The organism is Crossiella sp. NPDC003009 (assembly GCF_053591555.1).
In genome coordinates, this window is sequence record NZ_JBSFUA010000001.1 from 396,435 (window position 1) to 415,308 (window position 18,874).

The 18,874-nt window shown below is 71.7% G+C and carries 16 protein-coding genes; 10 read left to right on the top strand and 6 right to left on the bottom strand.

Translation table 11 applies throughout. The annotated features are described in order from the left end of the window. Window positions 1-37 precede the first annotated feature (37 nt). The 3 genes from ACWDY5_RS01810 to ACWDY5_RS01820 all read left to right on the top strand — a co-directional run bounded on the left by ACWDY5_RS01810 (window position 38) and on the right by ACWDY5_RS01820 (window position 2,926). A complete protein-coding gene (locus ACWDY5_RS01810) occupies window positions 38-1,237 on the top strand; it encodes a PucR family transcriptional regulator (RefSeq protein ID WP_449720501.1) in 1,200 nt (399 codons plus the stop codon). 139 nt (window positions 1,238-1,376) lie between these two features. Further along, window positions 1,377-2,006 (top strand): MSMEG_1061 family FMN-dependent PPOX-type flavoprotein, encoded by a 630-nt coding sequence (locus tag ACWDY5_RS01815; protein WP_449720466.1) that lies wholly within the window; start codon window positions 1,377-1,379, stop codon window positions 2,004-2,006. 11 nt (window positions 2,007-2,017) lie between these two features. Continuing rightward, window positions 2,018-2,926 carry a PDR/VanB family oxidoreductase gene (locus ACWDY5_RS01820; protein ID WP_449720467.1) on the top strand — a complete coding sequence of 303 codons (909 nt, stop codon included), beginning with the start codon at window positions 2,018-2,020 and terminating at the stop codon, window positions 2,924-2,926. A 7-nt stretch (window positions 2,927-2,933) separates the two neighbouring features. Here the strand turns inward: ACWDY5_RS01820 and ACWDY5_RS01825 are convergent, their stop codons facing one another. Beyond that, window positions 2,934-3,308, bottom strand: a complete 375-nt coding sequence (locus ACWDY5_RS01825) for a MerR family transcriptional regulator (RefSeq protein ID WP_449720468.1) — start codon at window positions 3,306-3,308, stop codon at window positions 2,934-2,936. A 114-nt stretch (window positions 3,309-3,422) separates the two neighbouring features. Here ACWDY5_RS01825 and ACWDY5_RS01830 point away from each other — a divergent pair, with 114 nt between their 5' ends. The 4 genes from ACWDY5_RS01830 (at window position 3,423) to ACWDY5_RS01845 (ending at window position 8,212) form a co-directional block, all read left to right on the top strand. Next, window positions 3,423-4,496, top strand: coding sequence for an alkene reductase (locus ACWDY5_RS01830; protein ID WP_449720469.1), 1,074 nt, complete (start codon window positions 3,423-3,425; stop codon window positions 4,494-4,496). An 89-nt stretch (window positions 4,497-4,585) separates the two neighbouring features. Continuing rightward, entirely contained in the window at window positions 4,586-5,167 is a 582-nt protein-coding gene (locus tag ACWDY5_RS01835) for a TetR/AcrR family transcriptional regulator (RefSeq protein WP_449720470.1), read from the top strand. A 5-nt stretch (window positions 5,168-5,172) separates the two neighbouring features. After that, a complete protein-coding gene (locus ACWDY5_RS01840; RefSeq protein ID WP_449720471.1) occupies window positions 5,173-7,293 on the top strand; it encodes an MMPL family transporter in 2,121 nt (706 codons plus the stop codon). A gap of 70 nt (window positions 7,294-7,363) precedes the next feature. After that, the gene (locus ACWDY5_RS01845) at window positions 7,364-8,212 is read left to right on the top strand and encodes an SDR family NAD(P)-dependent oxidoreductase (RefSeq protein ID WP_449720472.1); all 849 of its coding nucleotides are present in this window, start codon (window positions 7,364-7,366) and stop codon (window positions 8,210-8,212) included. 5 nt (window positions 8,213-8,217) lie between these two features. Here ACWDY5_RS01845 and ACWDY5_RS01850 read toward each other — a convergent pair whose 3' ends face one another. After that, on the bottom strand, window positions 8,218-10,305 hold the full coding sequence (locus tag ACWDY5_RS01850; RefSeq protein ID WP_449720473.1) for an ABC transporter ATP-binding protein: 2,088 nt from the start codon (window positions 10,303-10,305) through the stop codon (window positions 8,218-8,220). A 195-nt stretch (window positions 10,306-10,500) separates the two neighbouring features. Beyond that, window positions 10,501-10,770 carry a DUF5132 domain-containing protein gene (locus tag ACWDY5_RS01855; RefSeq protein ID WP_449720474.1) on the bottom strand — a complete coding sequence of 90 codons (270 nt, stop codon included), beginning with the start codon at window positions 10,768-10,770 and terminating at the stop codon, window positions 10,501-10,503. A 301-nt stretch (window positions 10,771-11,071) separates the two neighbouring features. On the opposite strand from ACWDY5_RS01855, the gene ACWDY5_RS01860 reads away from it, so the two are divergent. Genes ACWDY5_RS01860 through ACWDY5_RS01870 form a run of 3 tightly spaced genes read left to right on the top strand, consistent with a single transcriptional unit; the run spans window position 11,072 to window position 14,448 of the window. Continuing rightward, a complete protein-coding gene (locus ACWDY5_RS01860; RefSeq protein ID WP_449720475.1) occupies window positions 11,072-12,397 on the top strand; it encodes an aspartate aminotransferase family protein in 1,326 nt (441 codons plus the stop codon). Next, window positions 12,394-13,803 (top strand): class I adenylate-forming enzyme family protein, encoded by a 1,410-nt coding sequence (locus tag ACWDY5_RS01865; RefSeq protein ID WP_449720476.1) that lies wholly within the window; start codon window positions 12,394-12,396, stop codon window positions 13,801-13,803. The genes ACWDY5_RS01860 and ACWDY5_RS01865 overlap by 4 nt, the downstream gene beginning before the upstream one ends. Window positions 13,804-13,806: 3 nt before the next feature. After that, entirely contained in the window at window positions 13,807-14,448 is a 642-nt protein-coding gene (locus ACWDY5_RS01870; RefSeq protein ID WP_449720477.1) for an alpha/beta fold hydrolase, read from the top strand. Here ACWDY5_RS01870 and ACWDY5_RS01875 read toward each other — a convergent pair whose 3' ends face one another. From ACWDY5_RS01875 to ACWDY5_RS01885, 3 genes are read right to left on the bottom strand one after another with little or no spacing between them, the layout of a single operon-like run. Next, window positions 14,449-15,375, bottom strand: coding sequence for a Gfo/Idh/MocA family protein (locus tag ACWDY5_RS01875; protein WP_449720478.1), 927 nt, complete (start codon window positions 15,373-15,375; stop codon window positions 14,449-14,451). After that, window positions 15,372-17,105 carry a B12-binding domain-containing radical SAM protein gene (locus tag ACWDY5_RS01880; RefSeq protein WP_449720479.1) on the bottom strand — a complete coding sequence of 578 codons (1,734 nt, stop codon included), beginning with the start codon at window positions 17,103-17,105 and terminating at the stop codon, window positions 15,372-15,374. The genes ACWDY5_RS01875 and ACWDY5_RS01880 overlap by 4 nt, the downstream gene beginning before the upstream one ends. A gap of 27 nt (window positions 17,106-17,132) precedes the next feature. Next, window positions 17,133-18,857, bottom strand: a complete 1,725-nt coding sequence (locus ACWDY5_RS01885) for a B12-binding domain-containing radical SAM protein (protein ID WP_449720480.1) — start codon at window positions 18,855-18,857, stop codon at window positions 17,133-17,135. Between the last annotated feature and the right edge of the window lie 17 nt (window positions 18,858-18,874).

The window sequence follows — 18,874 nt, forward strand, 5'->3', positions numbered from 1 at the left end:
AGTCGTTGGCGGAACTGCCTATACTTCCGCGGTGCGGATGTCGGAATCGCCGAACGTGGGTGGCACCAGCGAGGAGCTCTACGCCCTCGCCGACGCCATGGCCGCGGTCATCGGCGGTTCGGTGTCCATCGAGGACCTGGACAACCGCGTGCTCGCCTACTCCGCCCTGCCCGAGCAGCGCATCGACGAGCTGCGCCGCCGCGGCATCCTGGACCGCCGCGTGCCCGACCAGCCCGAGCAGGTTGGCCAGTACCGGCAGGTCCTGGCGGCCGAGGGAGTCGTTCGGCTGCCCGTGCTCGGCCCGGACGAACTGCCCAGGGTGGCGGTGGCGATCCGGTCCGGCGAGCGGCCGCTGGGCACCATCTGGGCGATCGAGGGGGAGTCGCCGCTGGGGGAGACGGGGGAGTCCGCGCTGCTGGACGGCGCCCGGCTGGCCGCGACCCACCTGCTGCGCCACCGCGGGGCTGCCGAGCTGGACCGGCAGGTCCGGGAGAACGCGCTGCGCAGCGCCTTGGTCGGCGACGACACGGCCGGTGAGGCGCGGGTGCGGCTCGGCCTGCCCGACCCGCCGCAGCTGACCCTGCTCGGCCTGGCACCGGCCCGCCGTGAGTCCCCGCTGGAGGTGCCGCTGAGCGCCGCCGCGGCCCGGCACTGGGCCGCCGTCTCCGCCGAAGCGGCCACCGCCACCATCAACCGCACCGTCTACGTCCTGCTGTTCACCGACCCGCCGGCCACCGCGCGCAGGCTCGCCGAACAGGCGGTCGCCGCCCTGGAATGCACCCTGGACGCGCCGGTGCGCTGCGCGCTGAGCCGCACCACCGGCGAGGCCGCCGAGCTGCCCGCCCTGCGCACCGAGGTCGACGACATCCTCCGGGTGACCACCGCCGACCCCGCGGGCCCGCCGGTCGCCGCGCTCGGCGAGGTGCACGCCAGCGTGCTGCTCACCCATCTCGCCGACGAGCTGGCCCGCCACCCCGGCCTGCGCCACCCCGGCATCGAGGCGATGGTCGAGCACGACCGCACCCGCCGCACCCAGTACGCGGACTCGGTCACCGCCTGGCTGGACGCCGCCGGCAACGTCGGTGAGGCGGCACGGCGGCTGTCCGTGCACCCCAACACGCTGAAGTACCGGCTGCGGCGGGTGCACGACCTGTTCGGCGTGGACCTGCTCGGCCACCCGGACGACCGGTTGTCCTGCTGGCTCCAGCTCCGGTGTGGTTCACGCGGAACCGGTTGACCCGTAGACCGGCCCGAAATGCGAGCAGTCCCGGGCCGATCGCGTTGCCGGGCCAGTCGGGTCCGATGCCCCGGCGCACCGGCAGAACTAGGCCAAAGGCGAGTAGCGCGTCAACTGAACGATTGCTCATAATTGGGCCATGACCAGCAGCGATGCCCGACCGCGGCGGCTCTCCTTCGCGGAGGTGCGGGCCAGGCTCGGGCAGCCGGAGCCGATGGCCAGGGTCAAGGTCAAGGACCGTATCGACCGGCACGTGCACCGCTTCATCGCCCATTCGCCGTTCCTGGCCATGGCCACCTCGGATGCCGCCGGCCTGCCCGACTGCTCACCGCGCGGCGACTACCCGGGCTTTGTCAAGGTGCTCGATGAGCGCACCCTCGCGATCCCGGACCGGCCGGGCAACAAGCTCGCCGACTCCTTCCACAACCTCGCCGAGAACGACGGGATCGGGCTGCTGTTCGTCATCCCGGGGCTGCGGGAGGTGTTGCGCGTCAACGGTCATGCCTATCCCACCGACGAACCGGACGTGCTGGCCCGGATGCGCACCGAGGGCAGGGACGCCGAGCTGGCGCTGATCGTGGAGGTGGCCGAGGTCTACTTCCACTGCGGCCGCGCGCTGATCCGGTCCCGGCTGTGGGATCCGGACAGCCAGGCCCTGGCCGCCGAGATCCCGTCCATGGGTGAGATCGCGGTCGAGCAGCTGGGCATCGACTTCGATCCGGCGGTGCTGACGGCCAGTGTCGAAGCAGGCTACCGGAAGCTGTACTGAGGAGATTCCCTATGCAGCAGACAGTTCTGGACCGCGTGGAGCCGGTCGCCGACGGCGTCGTCTCGCTCGTGCTGCGCGGTGCCGAGGTGCCGCTGGCGCCGTGGGAACCGGGCGCGCACGTCGATCTGACCTTGCCCAACTGGCTGATCCGGCAGTACTCCCTGTGCGGTGACCCGGCCGACCGCGAGACCTACCGCGTCGCCGTCCGGCACGACCGGCTCAGCCGCGGCGGCTCGGAGTACCTGCACCTGTTCCTCCGCGCGGGCCATCGGCTGCCGGTCTCGTTGCCGCGCAACAACTTCCCGCTGCTGCCCGCGCCGGAGTACCTGTTCCTGGCCGGTGGCATCGGCATCACCCCCATCGTGCCCATGCTGGCCGCGGCGGTCGAGTCCGGAGCCGGGGCCACGCTGACCTACGTCGGCAGGTCCTTGTCCACCATGCCCTTCGCCGCCGAGCTCCGCGCCGCGCACGGTGACCGGGTGCGCGTGCACGCCACCGAGGAGCACGGCAGGCCCGACTTCATCGCGCTGGCGGCTGCGCTGAGCCCCGAAGCGCTGGTGTACTGCTGCGGTCCCGCCTCGATGCTGGCCGCGGCCGAGGCGGCGTTTCCCGCTCAGCGGCTGCACATCGAGCGTTTCCGGCCGCAGGCCAAGCAGTTCGCGCCCAACACGCCGTTCGAGGTGCGCTGTGTCCAATCAGGACAGACGATCCAGGTGGGCGCGGATGAGTCGCTGCTGGACGCGTTGAACCACGCCGGAATCCAGGTGCCGTCCGGTTGCCGTGAAGGGGTGTGCGGCAGCTGCGAGATCCCGCTCGTCGAGGGGGAACCGGAGCACCGCGACGACATCGGCGCGCCGCCCGGCCGGATGTACTGCTGCGTCTCCCGCGCGCGGTCCGGCCACCTCGCCGTCGATCTCTGACCCGGGGTCAGCTGGCCGCCGCCCGGAAAGTCGCGCGGTAGGAACGGTTCGTGGCCATCAGCTCGTCCAGTGCGTCCCTGGTGCGGCTGAGCTCGGCGATGTGCTCGGAGAGCCGGTCGCGTTCCCGCTCCATGCGGGCCATCGCGGCGTCGGCGTTCTCCGCGCTTGGTGAGTCCACGCAGGGCAGCACCTCGGCGATGGTGCGGCTGGACAGCCCGGCGGCGAACATCCGCTGGATGAAGTGGACCCGCTCGACCTCCCGGTCCGTGTAGTGCCGCTGCCCGCTGGCGCTGCGGCGGCTGACCAGCAGGCCCTGTTCCCCGTAGTAGCGCAGGGACCGGACGCTGACCCCGGTTCGTGCCGACAACTCCCCGATGCGCACTTCACCCTCCCGGCTGTGACCCGTGGCACACGTCTTTGCCTCTGACATCCATGTGAGGTTCTAGCGTAGCCGCAACGCCCCAGACCGGGCGTCGCGGAACAGAGGAGCCCTGACGTGCCAACACTTTTCGACCGCTACCGCCTCGGCGACCTGGACTTGCCCAACCGGGTGGTGATGGCCCCGATGACCCGGGCCCGGGCCACACCAGGCGGCCTGGCCACGCCGTCGATGGCGAGCTACTACGCCCAGCGCGCGACGGCCGGTCTGATCGTGACCGAGGGCGTGCAGCCAAGCCTGATCGGACAGTCCAACCCGGGCACGCCGGGCCTGCACACCGATGAGCAGGTCGCCTCCTGGCGGCCGGTGACCGAGGCCGTGCACGCCAACGGCGGCCGCCTGTTCGCCCAGCTCATGCACGGCGGCCGGGTCTCGCACCCGGACACCAACGGCCTGCGACCGGTGGGCCCCTCCGCCGTGCCCGCCGTCGGCGAGGTGTTCACCCCGAGCGGACGCCAGCCCGCGCCGGTCCCACGCGCCCTGGACACCGCCGAAGTGCCCGAACACGCCCAGTCCTACGCCGAGGCCGCCCGCCGTGCCGTCGAGGCGGGCTTCGACGGCGTGGAACTGCACGGCGCCAACGGTTACCTGATCTCGCAGTTCCTCTCCGCCAACGCCAACCTGCGCACCGACCACTACGGCGGCTCGGTGACAAACCGGATCCGGTTCGCCGTGGAAGCCGTCGCGGCCACCGTGGACGCCGTCGGCGCGCGCAGGACCGGCATCCGCCTGTCCCCGGGCGCGACCTTCTGGGGCGTCGAGGAAACCGACGTCCCCGAGCTCTACACCGCGCTGCTGCGCGAACTGGCCCGCCTGGAGGTGGCCTACGTCCACCTGGAGGCCACCACCGACGAGGAGGTGCTGCTCGACCTGCGCCGCGCCTGGCCGGGCACCCTGATCATGAACCCGGTCCTGCCGCTGGGTCCCAAGCACACCGGCCGCGACAACGCCGACCACTGGCTGGGCCTTGGCGCGGAGCTCATCAGCTTCGGCCGCGCCTTCATCGCCAACCCCGACCTGGTCGAACGCCTGCGCAACGCGCTGCCGATCGCGCCCGTGGACGAGGCCACCTACTACCAGGGCGGCGACGCGGGCTACCTGACGTACCCGGCGTACCAGTACTCCGCCTGACACCGTAACGCCGAGGTGCGACCCACGTCACCGACCGATTCGGTCAGTTTACCTACCGAATCGGTCGGTGAGCCCGTACTGTCCACCGCATGGCACGAACGCAACGACAACAGGCGAGCGAGAGCATCCTCGAGCACGCCGCGGCTCTGTTCGCCCAGCACGGCTTCGCCCACACCTCGCTGAAGACCGTGGCTGACGCGGCCGGCCTGTCCAAAGCCGGTCTGCTGCACCACTTCCCGAGCAAGGAAGCGCTCTTCGCGGCGACCCGCGGACTCGTCCACGAGCTCGGTCTGCGCATCTTGGACCAGGTGTCGTCGCTGCCACCCGGTCCCGCGCGGGACCGGCGTGCCCTGGAGCTGCTGACCGACGTGGCGCTGGACCGCCCCGGCCTGGTCTCGCTGGCCTTCCGCGCGCTGGACAACCCCGATGCCGACACCGGCCCCGAGGACGTCGTGCACGACCAGTCGCACGTCTTCGGCATCTTCGCTGTGGACCTGACCAGCGGCGACGCCGAGCGGCTCGTCCGGGTCATCGGCGCGCTGAGCGCACTGGCCATGCTCTGCCTCGCCGCGAACCAGCAGGGCGACAAGACCGCCTGGCGACCCCACATCATCACCACCTGCCTTGACGCGATCGGTCACTCCCGAGCGTCCGCACCAGTGGAGGACTGAATCCCGTGGCACGTCTGCTGCACCGCCTAGGCCTGGCTGCCCACCGGCACCGGCTCCCCATCGTCCTGCTGTGGCTGCTCGTCCTGGCCGGCTCGATCCTCGGCGCCACCACCCTGGCCGGTACCACCGCCATCAACTTGTCCATGCCCGGCCAGGAGTCCACCACCGCCCTTGACCGGATCAAGGACGAGTTCGGCATGACCGGCGCGACCGCGCGTGTGGTCGTCAAGGCGCCCGACGGCCAGCAGCTGACCACGCCGGAGAACGCCAAGGCGGTCGGCGGACTGGTCGCGGACCTGGCGAAACTGCCCGGCGTGGCCTCGGCCGGCAACCCGCTCGACCCGGCCGCGCCGACGGTGAACCGCGACCAGGACCTCGCCTACAGCACCGTCACCTACCGCGCCAGGATGGGCGAGGTGAGCGCCGAGGAGCGGACCGCGTTGCTGGACGCGGTGGCAGGCTCCCGGGCGAGCGGGCTGACCGTCGAGGTCACCGGCGAGGCCATGCTGACGACGCCGGAGGTCGGCGGCGTGAGTGAGGCCATCGGCATCATCGTCGCGCTGCTGGTCCTCGCGCTCACCTACGGATCGCTGGTCACGGCGGGCATGAACCTGCTGACCGCGGCCGTCGGCGTCGGCATCGGCGCGCTGGGCATCACCATCGCCACCGGCTTCATGGAACTCCAGTCCACCACGCCGGTCCTGGCCACCATGCTCGGTCTCGCGGTCGGCATCGACTACGCGCTGTTCATCATCAACCGCTACCGGCAGGAACTGCGCGGTGGCGCGGAGGTCGGCACTGCCATCGGCATCGCCGTGGGCACCGCGGGCTCGGCGGTGGTGACCGCCGGTGTCACCGTGGTCATCGCCCTGGTGGGCTTGGCCGTCGCAGGCATCCCGCTGCTGACCCAGATGGGCATCGCCGCCGCGGCCACCATCGTGGTCTCCGTCCTGGTCGCCATCACGCTGGTGCCCGCGGTGCTGAGCTACCTCGGCCGCCGCGCGCTGCCGCGCAAGCAGCGCACCGCTCCGGCCGAGGTTCCCGAACGCGGCTTTTACCGAGGCTGGATCGGCATGGTCCTCCGCCGCCGGGTCTCCGCACTGCTGCTCGGGATCGTGGCGCTGGGCGTGATCGCGTTGCCGGTGCTGTCCATGCGGACCACGCTGGTGCAGATCCCCGCCGCGGACAGCACCCAGGCCAGGGCCGAGGCCCTGCTCGCCGACGGCTTCGGCAAGGGCTTCAACGGTCCGCTGCTGGTCCTGTTCGAGGGCGGCGACTCGGTCGCGAACGCCGGCCGCGCCGCCGAGACGATCAGCCGGCTCGACGACGTCGACTTCCTCGCCCCGCCCCGCCCGAACGCCGATGGCAGCGCCGCGCTGCTCACCGTCTTCCCGAAGTCCGGGCCGACCAGCGAGGCCACCGAGAAGCTGGTGGCCGACCTGCGCGCGCACCTCGGCGGAACGGCCGCGGTGACCGGCCAGACCGCGGTCGGCGTGGACGTCGGCGCCGCCCTCAACGCCGCCCTGCCGTTGTACCTGGCCGTCGTGGTGGGCCTGGCGCTGGTGCTGCTGGTGCTGGTGTTCCGCTCCCTGCTCGTGCCGCTGGTCGGCGTGCTCGGCTTCCTGCTGACCATCGGCGCCTCGCTCGGCGCGACCGTCGCGGTGTTCCAGTGGGGCTGGCTGGCCGGGGCGGTCAACCTGGACACCACCGGACCACTGATCAGCCTCACGCCCATCGTGGTGATCGGCATCCTGTTCGGCCTGGCCATGGACTACCAGGTCTTCCTGGTGTCCCGGATGCACGAGGCGCGCCACCGCGGCGGCTCGGCCAGGGACGCGATCGTCACCGGCTTCCGGCAGGCGGCCCCCGTGGTGGTGGCCGCGGCGCTGATCATGCTCTCGGTGTTCGCCGGCTTCGTCCCCGCGGGCGAGCCCACGGTGAAGTCCATCGCCTTCGCCCTGGCGATCGGCATCCTCTTCGACGCCTTCGTGGTCCGCATGGTCCTGGTCCCCGCGGCCCTGGCCCTGCTCGGCAACGCGGCGTGGTGGCTGCCGAAGTGGCTGCGCTGGCTGCCCGAGCTGGACGTGGAGGGCGCGGCGCTCACCACGGGCAACCGGATCGGGTAGTTCCACCCCGGCCAAGTGTCGGCGATGGCAGGGATGGACAAGGATGCCGATCTGACGACGAGGAGCAAGAATGTCGGCTACACAGCCCGCCGCGATCATCACCGGCGGGACCGGCGGCATGGGACTGGCAACGGCAAGGCTCATGGGCCACGACCATCGAATCGTGCTGGCAGACCTCGACCAGACGCGTCTTGATGACGCGGTGCGCGAGCTGACCACGGCCGGAGTCGACGCGAGCGGCGTGGTGTGCGACATCACCGACAAGGCATCCGTCGAGCAACTGTTCCAGCGCGCGGAGGCCGCGGGAAGTCATGTTCGCGCGGTGGTCCACGCCGCTGGCATCAGTCCGCACATGGGCACGGCCGAACGCATTGCCCGTATCAACGCCACCGGCATCGTCCACATCGCGCGGGCATTCCTCGCGCGGGCCGCGGAGGGTGACGCGCTGGTCAATGTGGCCTCCACCGCCGGGCACAGCATTCCCCAGCTCCTCGCCCCGCTCCGGGCTTTCCGTCTTGCCGAGCAACGACCCGAGGAGTTCGAGCAGGCGATCGTCAGTCGCGCCAGGTTCGTCGGCCGGAAGCTGAAGCCCGGACTGGCCTACGCGATCAGCAAGAAGTTCGTCCACTGGTACAGCCGTGCCCTCGCGGCTGAGTTCGGCCAGCGGGGAGCGCGGGTCGTTTCGGTCTCGCCGGGGAGCTTCGACACCGCGATGGGGCGGCTGGAGGAGAACCACGGCGCCGGCGAGCTGGTGAAGTCGGCGGCGATCAAGCGGTTCGGCAAGCCCGAGGAGGTCGCGGCCGTGCTCGCGTTCTGCGCGAGCGAAGCACCCGGCTATCTGACCGGGGTCGACATCCTGGTCGATGGGGGCACCAAGGCTGGGCGAGAGTTCGGGAAGGCGCGGAAGAGAGTTCGCTGAGCTGGTCAGTTCTCGCCCACCTGGAGTCGCCACAGGGCGGCGTAGAGACCGTTGCGGGACAGCAGCTCGTCGTGGGTGCCCTGCTCGGCCACTACGCCGCCCCGGTCCAGCACCAGGATGTGGTCGGCGTGCCGGATCGTGGACAGCCGGTGCGCGATGACCAGCAGGGTGCGGTCGCGGGCGAACTCGCGCAGGGCGCGCTGGATGGCGGCCTCGGTCTCGTTGTCCACGGCGGAGGTGGCCTCGTCGAGGATGAGGATCGGGGCGTCCTTGAGCATCGCGCGGGCCAGGGACAGACGTTGGCGCTGGCCGGTGGACAGGGTGGCGCCGCGTTCGCCGATCGGGGTGGCGTACTGCTCGGGCAGGGCGTGGATGAACGGGGCGGCCTCGGCCTGTTCGGCGGCGCGGCGGACGGCGGCGGGCGGGGCGGTGAAGGTGCCGTAGGCGATGTTGTCGGTGATGGTGCCGTCGAAGAGGAAGGCGTCCTGGGCGACGAAGCCGATGGCCTGGCGGAGGTCGCGCAGGCGGAGGGTGCTGATGTCCTTGCCGTCCAACAGGATCGTGCCCGCCTCGGGCTGCTGGAAGCGGAGCAGGAGCTTGGCGATGGTGGTCTTGCCCGAGCCGGTGGTGCCCACGATCGCGGTGACCCGGTGCGGGGCCACCCGCAGCGACAGGTTCTCCAGCACCGGGGGACGGCCGGGATAGGCGAAGGTGATGTCCCGCAACAGGATCTCGCCCCGGACCTCGGCGACCGGCAGGGCACGGCCGCTGCCGTTGGGTTCGGTGGGCAGGGCGCGCAGGCGCAGGATGTTGTCCAGCGCGACCACCGAGCGCTGGTAGCGGTCCACCGAGTCGCCCAGCGTGCGCAGCTTCCACAGCACCTGCAGCGGCAGGCTGATCAGGGTGCTGAAGACCTCGAAGCGCAACGGCCCGGCCAGCACCGCCCGGCCGCCCAGCAGCAGGATCCCGGCCAGGGACACGGTGGCGCAGCCGCGCACGGTCTCGGCGTAGGCGCCGACCTCCCGGTCCGAGTGTTCCTCGCCCCGGCGGCACTCCTCGCTGAGCGCGGCGATCCGGCGAATCTCGTAGTCCTCGGCGCAGAAGCTCTTCACCGTCGCGTCGGCCTCGATCGCGTTGACCACCTGGCTGTTCAGCCGGGCCGAGCGTTCCCGCGCGGTGACGAAGTGCGGGGCCACGTCCTCCTGGTAGTGCAGGGAGAGCCCGGCGATGACCGGCACCGGCAGGAAGGCGATCCAGGCGACGCTGGGGGCGAAGACCAGGAAGGCGGGCAGGGTGATCAGGAAGCTGGTCACCAGCTGGGTCATCTCGTGCGCGGAGGTGGCCAGGAAGCGGCCCAGCGCCTCGATGTCCTCGGTGAGCACCTTCGCGATCCGGCTGCCGCGCTCCTTGGTGACGTGCTGGGCGGAGAGGCGTTGCACGTGCGGGTGCAGCTCGGTGCGCCAGTCGTGGCGGACCCGGTGGGCCAGGTTGCGCCACAACAGGCCCGAGCTGAAGGAGAGCACCGCCACCGCGACGCACACCAGCGCGGCCAGCCCGGCCAGCAGCCACAGCTGCGCGGTGGCGGTGACCAGTCCGATGCGCACCAGCAGCGTGCTCTGGCCGCGGATGAGCACCACCGCGACCCAGCCGATGAACACCGCCAGCGTCAGGTCCATCACCTGGCCCAGCGCGGAGACCACCGTGGCCAGGTAGAACCGGCCCCGGTGCCGGCCGACGATGCGCAGCAGCGGGCGGCGCACCCCGGCGGAGGCCCCGCGGATCCGCCTGGCCCGCACCCACGCGCGCCGGATGATCACCGCGGTAGCCAGCAGCACCACGCCGAGGCCCACCACCGGCGAGGGCCGCAGCACCAGGCCGAGCACGGCCGCGCCGCAGGCGATGGCCAGCGCGCGGGCCAGCCGTCCGCGCCTGCGGGTGCGCACCGGCGCCGGGGTGGCAGTCCGTCCGGGGGCGCGCAGCAGTTGCACCGCGCGGGCGACCACCACGCGCACCCGCTGGCCGACCGTCTCGGCGGGGACTCCGGGATCGTGGCGGAGCAGGATCCGGCCGGTCAGCGGACTGGCCCGAATCACCTGAATTCCGGGAGACGTGTCCAGGCTTCTCGCCACGTACTCAGTGAGCCGTGGCCGGCCCCGCAACACGTCGATCTCCCAGCGCTGACGCCCGGGAACGACTGACAGTGGTTGTGCCGCCGTGGTTTCCATGAACAACAGCCACCGGTTTTCCCTAGTGCGTCAAGCCTATGACCGGATCCCCACCCAATGGTGTCAATTGGGCGATGTGATCGTGCTTGGCGACTGTTTCCTGGGCTTCGGCTTGACCGGTTCGGGCTCGGTCAGGTCGGCGGTGGCCTCGGCGGTGAGGTCGGAGATCCCCTCGGCCGCTTTCGTCGCGGCTTTCCGCACCTCCAAGGCCAATCCCACCGAAGCGCGGATCACGCCGCGAACCAGGGGTTTCGCCACCTTGGCCGCCAGTGGAGCGGTGACCAGCCCGATCAGGTACGGGGCGAAGGCAGGCAATGGCATGGCCAGGTCCATCCGTTCTTCTGAGTTTCCGAAATGCGCTGAATTCCAATTCCGACGCTAGCCCCCAGCTGTTGACCGAGTCAATCCCGCCGCTCCACGGTGTGGATCATGACGTCTCTGAGTAAGTGCATTCGCGGAGCTTCGAAATTCGCCGGTTCGGACTAGTCAGGTCCGGGTCGTCCGGGGCTCGGCTGCGCACAGTGGTCTTTTTCTGTCGCTTCCCGTGAAGACACCCCTCAGCCGATTGTCACGAACTGGTGGACTTGCTCTACTTGATTACCCTGCGGGTGTCTCACGAATACGGAGGACGGCAGTGTCCATCCCATCGGTCAACCGGCAGAGCAATGCCGGCGCGCTGGAGAAGATCAGGACCGTCATCGCGGGCGGGGTCAGCAGCGGTATGCGGATCGATGCCATCCCCCAGCCCCTGGTGGTGCGCCGGGCCAAGGACTGCCGGGTCTGGGACGTGGAGGACAACGAGATCATCGACCTCAACATGGGCTACGGCTCGCACCTGTTCGGCTACGCCGACACCGAGGTGCTGGCCGAGGTCGGCGAGCAGTTCGCCCTCGGCCACCTCACCGGCCTGCCGCACGAGCTGGACGCCGAGGCCGGTGCGCTGATCGCCGAGCTGGTGCCGGGCATCGAGCAGGTGCGCTTCGCCAACTCCGGCACCGAGGCCGTCACCTCCGCGCTGCGCCTGGCCAGGGTGAGCACCGGCCGCTCCCTGGTGGTGACCTTCGAGGGCCACTACCACGGCTGGAGCGAGACCGTGCTGCGCGCGGGCAAGGCCGTGGGGCACCTGCGGGAGGGCTCGCCGGAACAGGTGCGGCCGGGCGCCCCCGGCATGATCCCGGAGGCCCTGGCGCACACCGCGCAGCTGCCCTGGAACGACCACCGGGCCGCGCGCGAGCTCTTCGCCCGCGCCGGCCAGGACATCGCCGCGGTGGTGCTGGAACCGGTGCTGGTCAACGCCAACGTCATCCCGCCCGCGCCGGGTTTCCTGGCGCTGCTGCGGGAACTGACCACAACCTCCGGCGCGCTGCTGGTCTTCGACGAGGTGATCACCGGCTTCCGGGTGGCCAGGGGTGGCGCGCAGGAGCGCTACGGCGTCGAACCCGACCTGACCGTGCTGTCCAAGGTGCTCGGCGGCGGGTTCCCGGTCTCGGCCTTCGGCGGCAGGCAGGCGGCGATGCGGCTGCTGGCGGCCAACCAGGCGCACCACGCCGGGGTGTTCGCGGGCAACCACGCCGCGGTCCGCGCGATCGTCGCGCAGCTGGGCAAGATCCGCCGCACGCCAGGGGTCTACGCCGAGCTGGAACAGCTGGGTGCGCACGCCGAGGAGGGTGTCCGCGCGCTGGCCGCCGCCGAGGGCCGCCTGGTCCGCATCGGCCGGGTCGGCTCGCTGGTGTCGGTGGCGCTGCTGCGGGAACCGGTGGCGGCGGAGGCGGGGCTGCGGGAGCTGGCCGCCGCGATCGACTTCGACGGCCACCGGCGCTGGCAGATCGCCGCGCAGAAGGAGGGCGTCTACTTCCACCCCAACCCGATGGAGCCCTGGTTCCTCAGCACCGCGCACACCAAGGACGTGCTGGACAAGGTCCTCGCCGCCCTCGGCCGGGCGCTGGCCGGGGCCAGGTGAGCGCCCGCGCCGAGCTCCTGGACACCCTCCGGGCCCAGGCCGCCCGGCTGGGGGAGCGGCCGCTGGTGGTGACCGGGGAGCACAGTGTCAGCGGCACGGCGTTCCTGGCCCTGCTGGCGGAGAAGGTGCGCCGCTACCAGGGCGCGGGCATCGGCGGCGGCGCGGTGGTGGGCATCCAGGCCTGGCCACCGGCGGAGTTCCTCAGCGACCTGTTCGCCGCGATCGGCACCGGCGCGGTCGCCGTGCCGCTGCCGCGTCGTCTCACCGCCTGGGGGCTGGAACGCGCCGAGGCGCTGCTGCCGTTGACGCACCTGGTGGTGGCGCCCGGCACCGGCTTCGGGCTCGGACCGGTGATCGCGCAGGCCGGCGCCAGGGTGCTGAGCCTGAACACCGCCCGCTCCGGGGAGGGGCCACGGCAGGCGGCCACCGCGCAGATCACCTCCGGCACCACCGGCCGCCCACGGGCCGCGCTGCGCTCGGCCGCGGCCCTGCTCGCCGAGGCCGCCGCCTACCGGGACACCCTGGAACTGGGCGAAGGGCAGGTGCTGGGCTGCTCGGTGCCCCTGCACCACGCCTACGGTTTTGGCCTGTGCGCGCTGGCCGCGCCGCTGGCCGGGGTGTGCGTGCACCACCTGTCCGCCGAGCGGCCCCGGGTGCTGCTGCGGGAGCTGGCCGCACGCGGCATCACCCTGTTCCCGGGGGTGCCGCCGATGCTGCGGGTGCTCGCGAGCGCGGCGACCACCGCGGCGGGCACCGACTTCCTCACCGCGGGCATGCCACTGGACGCGCGCACCGCGGACCTGGTGACCGGCAGGCTCGGCGCGCGGCTGGGCCAGGTGTACGGCACCACCGAGACCGGCCCGATCTGCGTGCGCCCGCCCGGCGCCCGCGCGGCCGACGGCGCGGTCGGCCCGCCACTGCCCGGGGTGGCGGTGCTGCTGGCCAAGCCGCCGGTGGACGCGCTGACCGCGGGCGGGCTCACCGGCGCCGGGCTGGTCACGGTGCGCTCGCCCAGCCTGATGTCCGGCTACGCCCACGAGACCACGCCGCTGACCGGGCACTTCGCCACCGGCGACCTGGCCCGGTGGTCCGGCGGCGAGCTGGTGCTGGCCGGCCGGGTGTCCACCTGCCTCAACGTGGCCGGGATCAAGGTCAGCCCCGAGGAGATCGAGGCGGTGCTGCTGGCCTTCCCCGCCGTGTCGGCCTGCCTGGTGTCCGGAATGGACGATCCACTACTGGGCCAGCGGATCACCGCGCTGGTCACCCCGGCCACCGTCGACCTGGCCGCGCTGGCCGCGTTCTGCCGGGAGCGACTGGAACCGGCCCTGCTGCCACACCGCATCACCGCGGTGGCCGCGCTGGTCACCACCGAGACCGGCAAGGTCCTGCGGGACCAGCCGGTGTAGGCCGTGCACCCCGTGCTGATGGTGCACGCCCTCGGTGACAACAGCGCGAGCTGGCGTCAGCTGAGCACCAGGCTGGCCGCGCCGGGCCGCCAGGTGCTCACCCCGGACCTGCGCGGACACGGCGGCACCGCGGCCGGGTACACCGCCGCACTCGTGTGCCAGGACCTGGTCGCGCTGCTGGACCGGCACAAGCTGGCCCAGGTGGACGTGGTGGGCCATTCCCTCGGCGGGCACGTGGCCACGCTGCTCGCCCAGCGGCAGCCGCACCGCGTGCGGCGCCTGGTGCTGGAAGATCCGCCGCCGCCACCGAGGGATGAGCGGGACGCCGCCGCGATCCGCGCCCGGGCCCAGCCGCTGACCGCGTTCCTCCGGGACCGGCGTGGCCGGGTGGATCCCAGGGCGGTGCGCGCCTTCATCGAGGAGCTCCGCGAGCTGGACCCGGGCTGGTGGCGGCGGCTGGGCACGATCACCGCGCGCACCCTGGTGGTCAGCGGCGGCCTGGACAGCCCGGTGCCGCCCGCCCTGCTGGCCAGGGTGGCCGCCGCGATCCCGGATGCCCGCCTGCTGTCCGCCTCGGCCGGGCACCACGTGCACCAGCGCCGACCGGTGTACTTCGGCACGGTGGTCTCGGCGTTCCTGGCCTGATCACACACCGGCGAGCCGGTAGGCGGTGGTCACGATCTCCTGGAGTGCCAACGCTTCTCCGGCGGTGACCACCGCGCCGGGGCTGGATCCGGTGACCGTGTCGAAGAAAGCCGTCAGCGCGGCCAGCTCGGGCCGTTGCCCGCTCACCCGGACCGCGCCGCCGACCTGCCGCAGCTCACCCCGCCGGAAGTCCAGCACGTGCGCGCCGACCGGGGTGTGCGCGGTCAGCGTCATCGCCACCGTGCGCGCCGCCCGGTCCAGCCGCAGCACCGCGGGCACCCCGGCGAAGGTCATCCGCAGCTCGGCCTGGTCCTCCACCGCCCCACCGGTCAGCGAGCACTCCTCGACCTTCGGCGGTCCGAACACGGTGACCAGCACGTCCAGGGCGTGCGTGCCCAGGTCCAGCAGCACACCACCCCCAGCCAGCCGCCGATCCCGGTGCCATGGCGTGCAGGCGCGCCACAGGCGGTCGCCCGGCGTGCTCATGGTGAACTCGATCCCGGTGACCACGGTGTCCCGCACGGTCGTGGTGAAGGCGGGCAGCAGCTCGTGGAAGCGGTAGGGCAGGTTGACGCCGAACAGCGGGTCCCCGTTGACCCGCGCGGCCAGCAGTCGGGCCTGGTCGATCCTGGCGGCCAGGGGTTTCTCGCACAGCACCGCCACCCCGGCGGCCAGCGCGGCCAGTGCGGGCGGCACGTGGTCCTCGTTGGGCGTGCACACGGTGAGCACGTCCGGCCGGGTGTGTGCCAGCAGTTCCCGCACCGAGTCGCCGACCCACACCCCGGACTCCGCCGCGAAAAGCCCCGCGGTGCGTTCGGGGTCCCGGTCGCAGGCGCCGACCAGCTCCAGGTCCGGCCGGGAGGCCAGGAACGGCAGGTGGTAGCGCTGGCAGACCCGGCCGCAGCCGATGACCGCGACCCGGATCATCGGCTGTTGGCCGGGGCGGGGGACTGGCAGGCCCGCTCGATCTGCACGGCGAAGTCGGGGAAGGCCGCGCCGAGGTGGCAGCGGTCGTACTCCTCGACCAGCCCGCGCAGCGCGGTCTCCAGCCGCTCGGCCAGGTCGGGGCCGCCCAGGTCGGCCAGCAGCAGCCCGGTGTTGAGGAAGGCCACCAGCAACCGGTCCAGGCTCTGGTCCCAGCGGCGCAACCGGCTCAGCAGCGGCCGCACGTCCGCGCCCGCGCCGCCGCGCCGGGCCCGGACCGTGTCGGCGATGCGCTGCGCCAGGAAGGGGACCTCGTTCTCCTTGCGGTCGTTGATGTCCGAGCTGACCGCGCTCCACGCCGACCACAGGTCCTCTACCCGTTCGTCGGCCACCCGGTACTCCCGGCGCGCCTGCCGCAGCACCTCCCAGGCCACCCCGTCCACCCCGGGGATGTCGGGTTCGCCGTAGGTGGTGACCTTGTCGTAGATCTCGGTGCCCCGCAACGCGATCGCCCGGTTGATCAGGAAGAACGGGTTCTCGCACTCGTGCACCCTGGCCGCGACGATGAACTCCAGGTTCTGCCACAGCTCGTCCACCGTGGTGCCCGGTTCGATCATGATCCAGCCGGGTTCGAGCTCGATCCGCTCCTGTTTGAACATCCTCGCGGCGTCGAAGTTGTAGTCCACGGTGGTGCCCTTGCGGAAGCGTTTCATCATGCCCGGCGAGCCGGTCTCCATGCCCAGCAGCGCCAGCTCCATGCCCGCCCGGCGCAGCGTGCGCAGGGCCTCGCGGTCGATCAGCCCGGTGTCGACGCGGAACTCGCAGTGGAAGTTCACCTTCAGGTTGCGCCGCAACACTTCCTCGGCGAACCCCACCGCGTGCTGGTAGCCCTCGGCGAACGCGCCGCCGAAGTTGTCGTCGTTGAACCAGACGAACCGGGTGCCGAACTCCCGTTGCAGGAACTCGATCTCATCCACCGCGTCCACGATCGGCCGCACCCGCCACGGACCGCCCTCCACCCCGGGTTGCCTTGGCGCGTAACAGAAGGTGCACTTGGCGTGACAGCCCCGGCTGGTGTAGGTGGAGGCGCGCGGGGTGGGGATGCCGGTGGCCCGGTGGTGCAGCAGCAGGTCCCGCGCCGGCCAGGGCTCCGCCGCCAGGTCGGGCAGCTTCGGCGGGCCGCTGGTGCTGACCCGGCCGTCGCGCCAGAAGTACAGGCCGGACACCTGCCGCCAGTCCCGGCCGGCGGCCAGGCAGTCCATCAGCCCTTCCGCGGTCAGCTCGCCCTCGCCGTAGGCCACGCAGTCGGCCTCCGGCACCCGTTCGGCGATGAGCTTGGCGTTGTAGGTGCAGAAGGCGCCGCCGATCGCGACGAACACCGAGGGGTCGGCCGCGCGCACGCAGCGCAGCAGGCGGACCGCGTCGATGATGTGCAGGTCGTACATGATGCTGATGCCCACGAACACCGGGCGTTCCTGGCGCACCAGCGCGGTGATCGCCTCGTCGCTGGGGTTGCGGCCGTGCAGGTTCAGCGCGGTCACCGAGTAGCCGCGGTGGCGCAGGTGCCCGGCGATGCAGGCCACGCCCAGGTTTTCCCGCACCCTCTTGTAGAACAGGCGCATGGCCGGGTCCAGGCGCAGGTACTCCTCGTCGTTGATCAGCACGTTCTGGTTGTTCAGGCTGGCCGCGCCGGTGGAGATCTCCCGTGGGGTCAGCAGGACCACGTCGGACATGCTCGCTCCTTGGATGTCAGGGCCGGGTCAGCCGGTCAGCGCGCGCGTGCCGCAACGGCGTTCGGTGTCGGCGGCGAACTCGGGGAAGGGCAGGCCGAGGTGGCGCCGGTCGTAGACGGCCACCAGTTCGCGCAGTTGCGCGTCGGCCCGCTTGGCCAGTTCGTCCTGGCCGTCCTCGGCCAGCAGCAGCCCGGTGTTGAGGAAGGCCAGCATCAGCTGCGGCAGCTCCGCCACCCACTGACGCAGCAGCCCGAGCAGCGGGCGCAGCCCCTCCTCGCCCTGGGCGCGGCGCTGCCTGGTCGCGTCCACGATGCGCTGGGCCAGGAACGGCAGGCGTTCCTTGCGGTCGCTGACCTCGGCGCTGACCTCGCTCCACACCGTCCACAGCTCCTCAAGGCGCGGGTCGGCCAGCCGGTACTCCCGGCGCGCCTGGCGCAGCACCTCCCTGGCCACCCCGTCGACGCCGGTCAGCTCCGGCGGCAGCGGGTCGGCCACCTTGTCGTACATCTCGGTGCCGCGCAACGCGATCGCCCTGCTGAAGAAGGAGAACGGGTTCTCGCTGACCGCGATGTCGGCGGCGATGATGAACTCCAGGTTCTGCCACAGCTCGTCCACCGTGGTGCCGGGTTCGATCATGATCCAGCCTGGTTCGAGCTCGATCCGCTCCTGTTTGAACATGCGGGCGGCGTCGAAGTTGTAGTCCACGGTGGTGCCCTTGCGGAAGCGCTTCATCATGCCGGGCGCGCCGGTTTCCAAGCCCAGCAAGGCCGAGGCCATGCCGGCCCGGCGCAGGGTGCGCAGCGCCTCGCGGTCGATGAGGCCGGTGTCCACCCGGAACTCGCAGTGGAAGGAGATGCGGATGTCGCGGCGCAGCAGCTCCTCGGCGAAGCCGATGGCGTGGTGGTAGCCCTCGGTGAAGGCGCCGCCGAAGTTGTCGTCGTTGAACCACAGGAACCGGGTGCCGAACTCCCGTTGCAGGAACTCGATCTCATCCACCACGTCCTCCGGCGGCCGCACCCGCCAGGCGTTGCCGGAGACCCCGGGAGCCCTTGGCACGTAACAGAAGGTGCACTTGGCGTGGCAGCCCCGGCTGGTGTAGGTGGAGGCGACCGGGGTGCGGATGCCTGCCGCGCGGTGGCGGCGCAGCATGTCCCTGGCCGGCCAGGGCTCCTCGGTGAGCACGGGCAGTTTTGGCGGCCCGCTGGCCCGCACCCGGCCGTCGCGCCAGAAGTACAGGCCGGGCACCTGCTGCCAGTCCCGCCCGGCGGCCAGGCAGTCCATCAGTCCCGCCGCGGTCAGCTCGCCTTCGCCGAAGGCCACGCAGTCCGCCTCCGGGATTAGCTCGGCGATCAGCTGGGCGTTGTAGGTGCAGAAGGCGCCGCCGATGGCCACGAACACCGAGGGGTCGGCCGCGCGCACGCAGCGCAGCAGCCGCACGGCGTCCACGATGTGCAGGTCGTACATGATGCTGATGCCCACGAACACCGGTCGTTCCCGGCGGATGAGGTCGGTGATCATCTCATCGCTGGGGTTGCGGCCGTGCAGGTTCAGCGCGGTCACCGAGTAGCCGCGGTGGCGCAGGTGCCCGGCGATGCAGGCCACGCCCAGGTTCTCCCTGACCTTCTCGTAGAACAGCCGCATGGCCGGGTCCAGGCGCAGGTACTCCTCGTCGTTGATCAGCACGTTCTGGTTGTTGACACTGGAGAACCCGGTCAGGATCTCCCGTGGTGTCAGCAGGACCGCGTCCGCCATGCTCGCTCCCTTCCCGG

What these genes read in the sequence shown, in the direction of transcription:
- ACWDY5_RS01810 (WP_449720501.1), top strand. Translation starts at nt 38, where the DNA reads ATGTCGGAATCGCCGAACGTGGGTGGCACCAGCGAGGAGCTCTACGCC.
- ACWDY5_RS01815 (WP_449720466.1), top strand. Translation starts at nt 1,377, where the DNA reads ATGACCAGCAGCGATGCCCGACCGCGGCGGCTCTCCTTCGCGGAGGTG.
- ACWDY5_RS01820 (WP_449720467.1), top strand. Translation starts at nt 2,018, where the DNA reads ATGCAGCAGACAGTTCTGGACCGCGTGGAGCCGGTCGCCGACGGCGTC.
- ACWDY5_RS01835 (WP_449720470.1), top strand. Translation starts at nt 4,586, where the DNA reads ATGGCACGAACGCAACGACAACAGGCGAGCGAGAGCATCCTCGAGCAC.
- ACWDY5_RS01845 (WP_449720472.1), top strand. Translation starts at nt 7,364, where the DNA reads ATGTCGGCTACACAGCCCGCCGCGATCATCACCGGCGGGACCGGCGGC.
- ACWDY5_RS01855 (WP_449720474.1), bottom strand. Translation starts at nt 10,770, where the DNA reads ATGGACCTGGCCATGCCATTGCCTGCCTTCGCCCCGTACCTGATCGGG.
- ACWDY5_RS01875 (WP_449720478.1), bottom strand. Translation starts at nt 15,375, where the DNA reads ATGATCCGGGTCGCGGTCATCGGCTGCGGCCGGGTCTGCCAGCGCTAC.
- ACWDY5_RS01880 (WP_449720479.1), bottom strand. Translation starts at nt 17,105, where the DNA reads ATGTCCGACGTGGTCCTGCTGACCCCACGGGAGATCTCCACCGGCGCG.
- ACWDY5_RS01885 (WP_449720480.1), bottom strand. Translation starts at nt 18,857, where the DNA reads ATGGCGGACGCGGTCCTGCTGACACCACGGGAGATCCTGACCGGGTTC.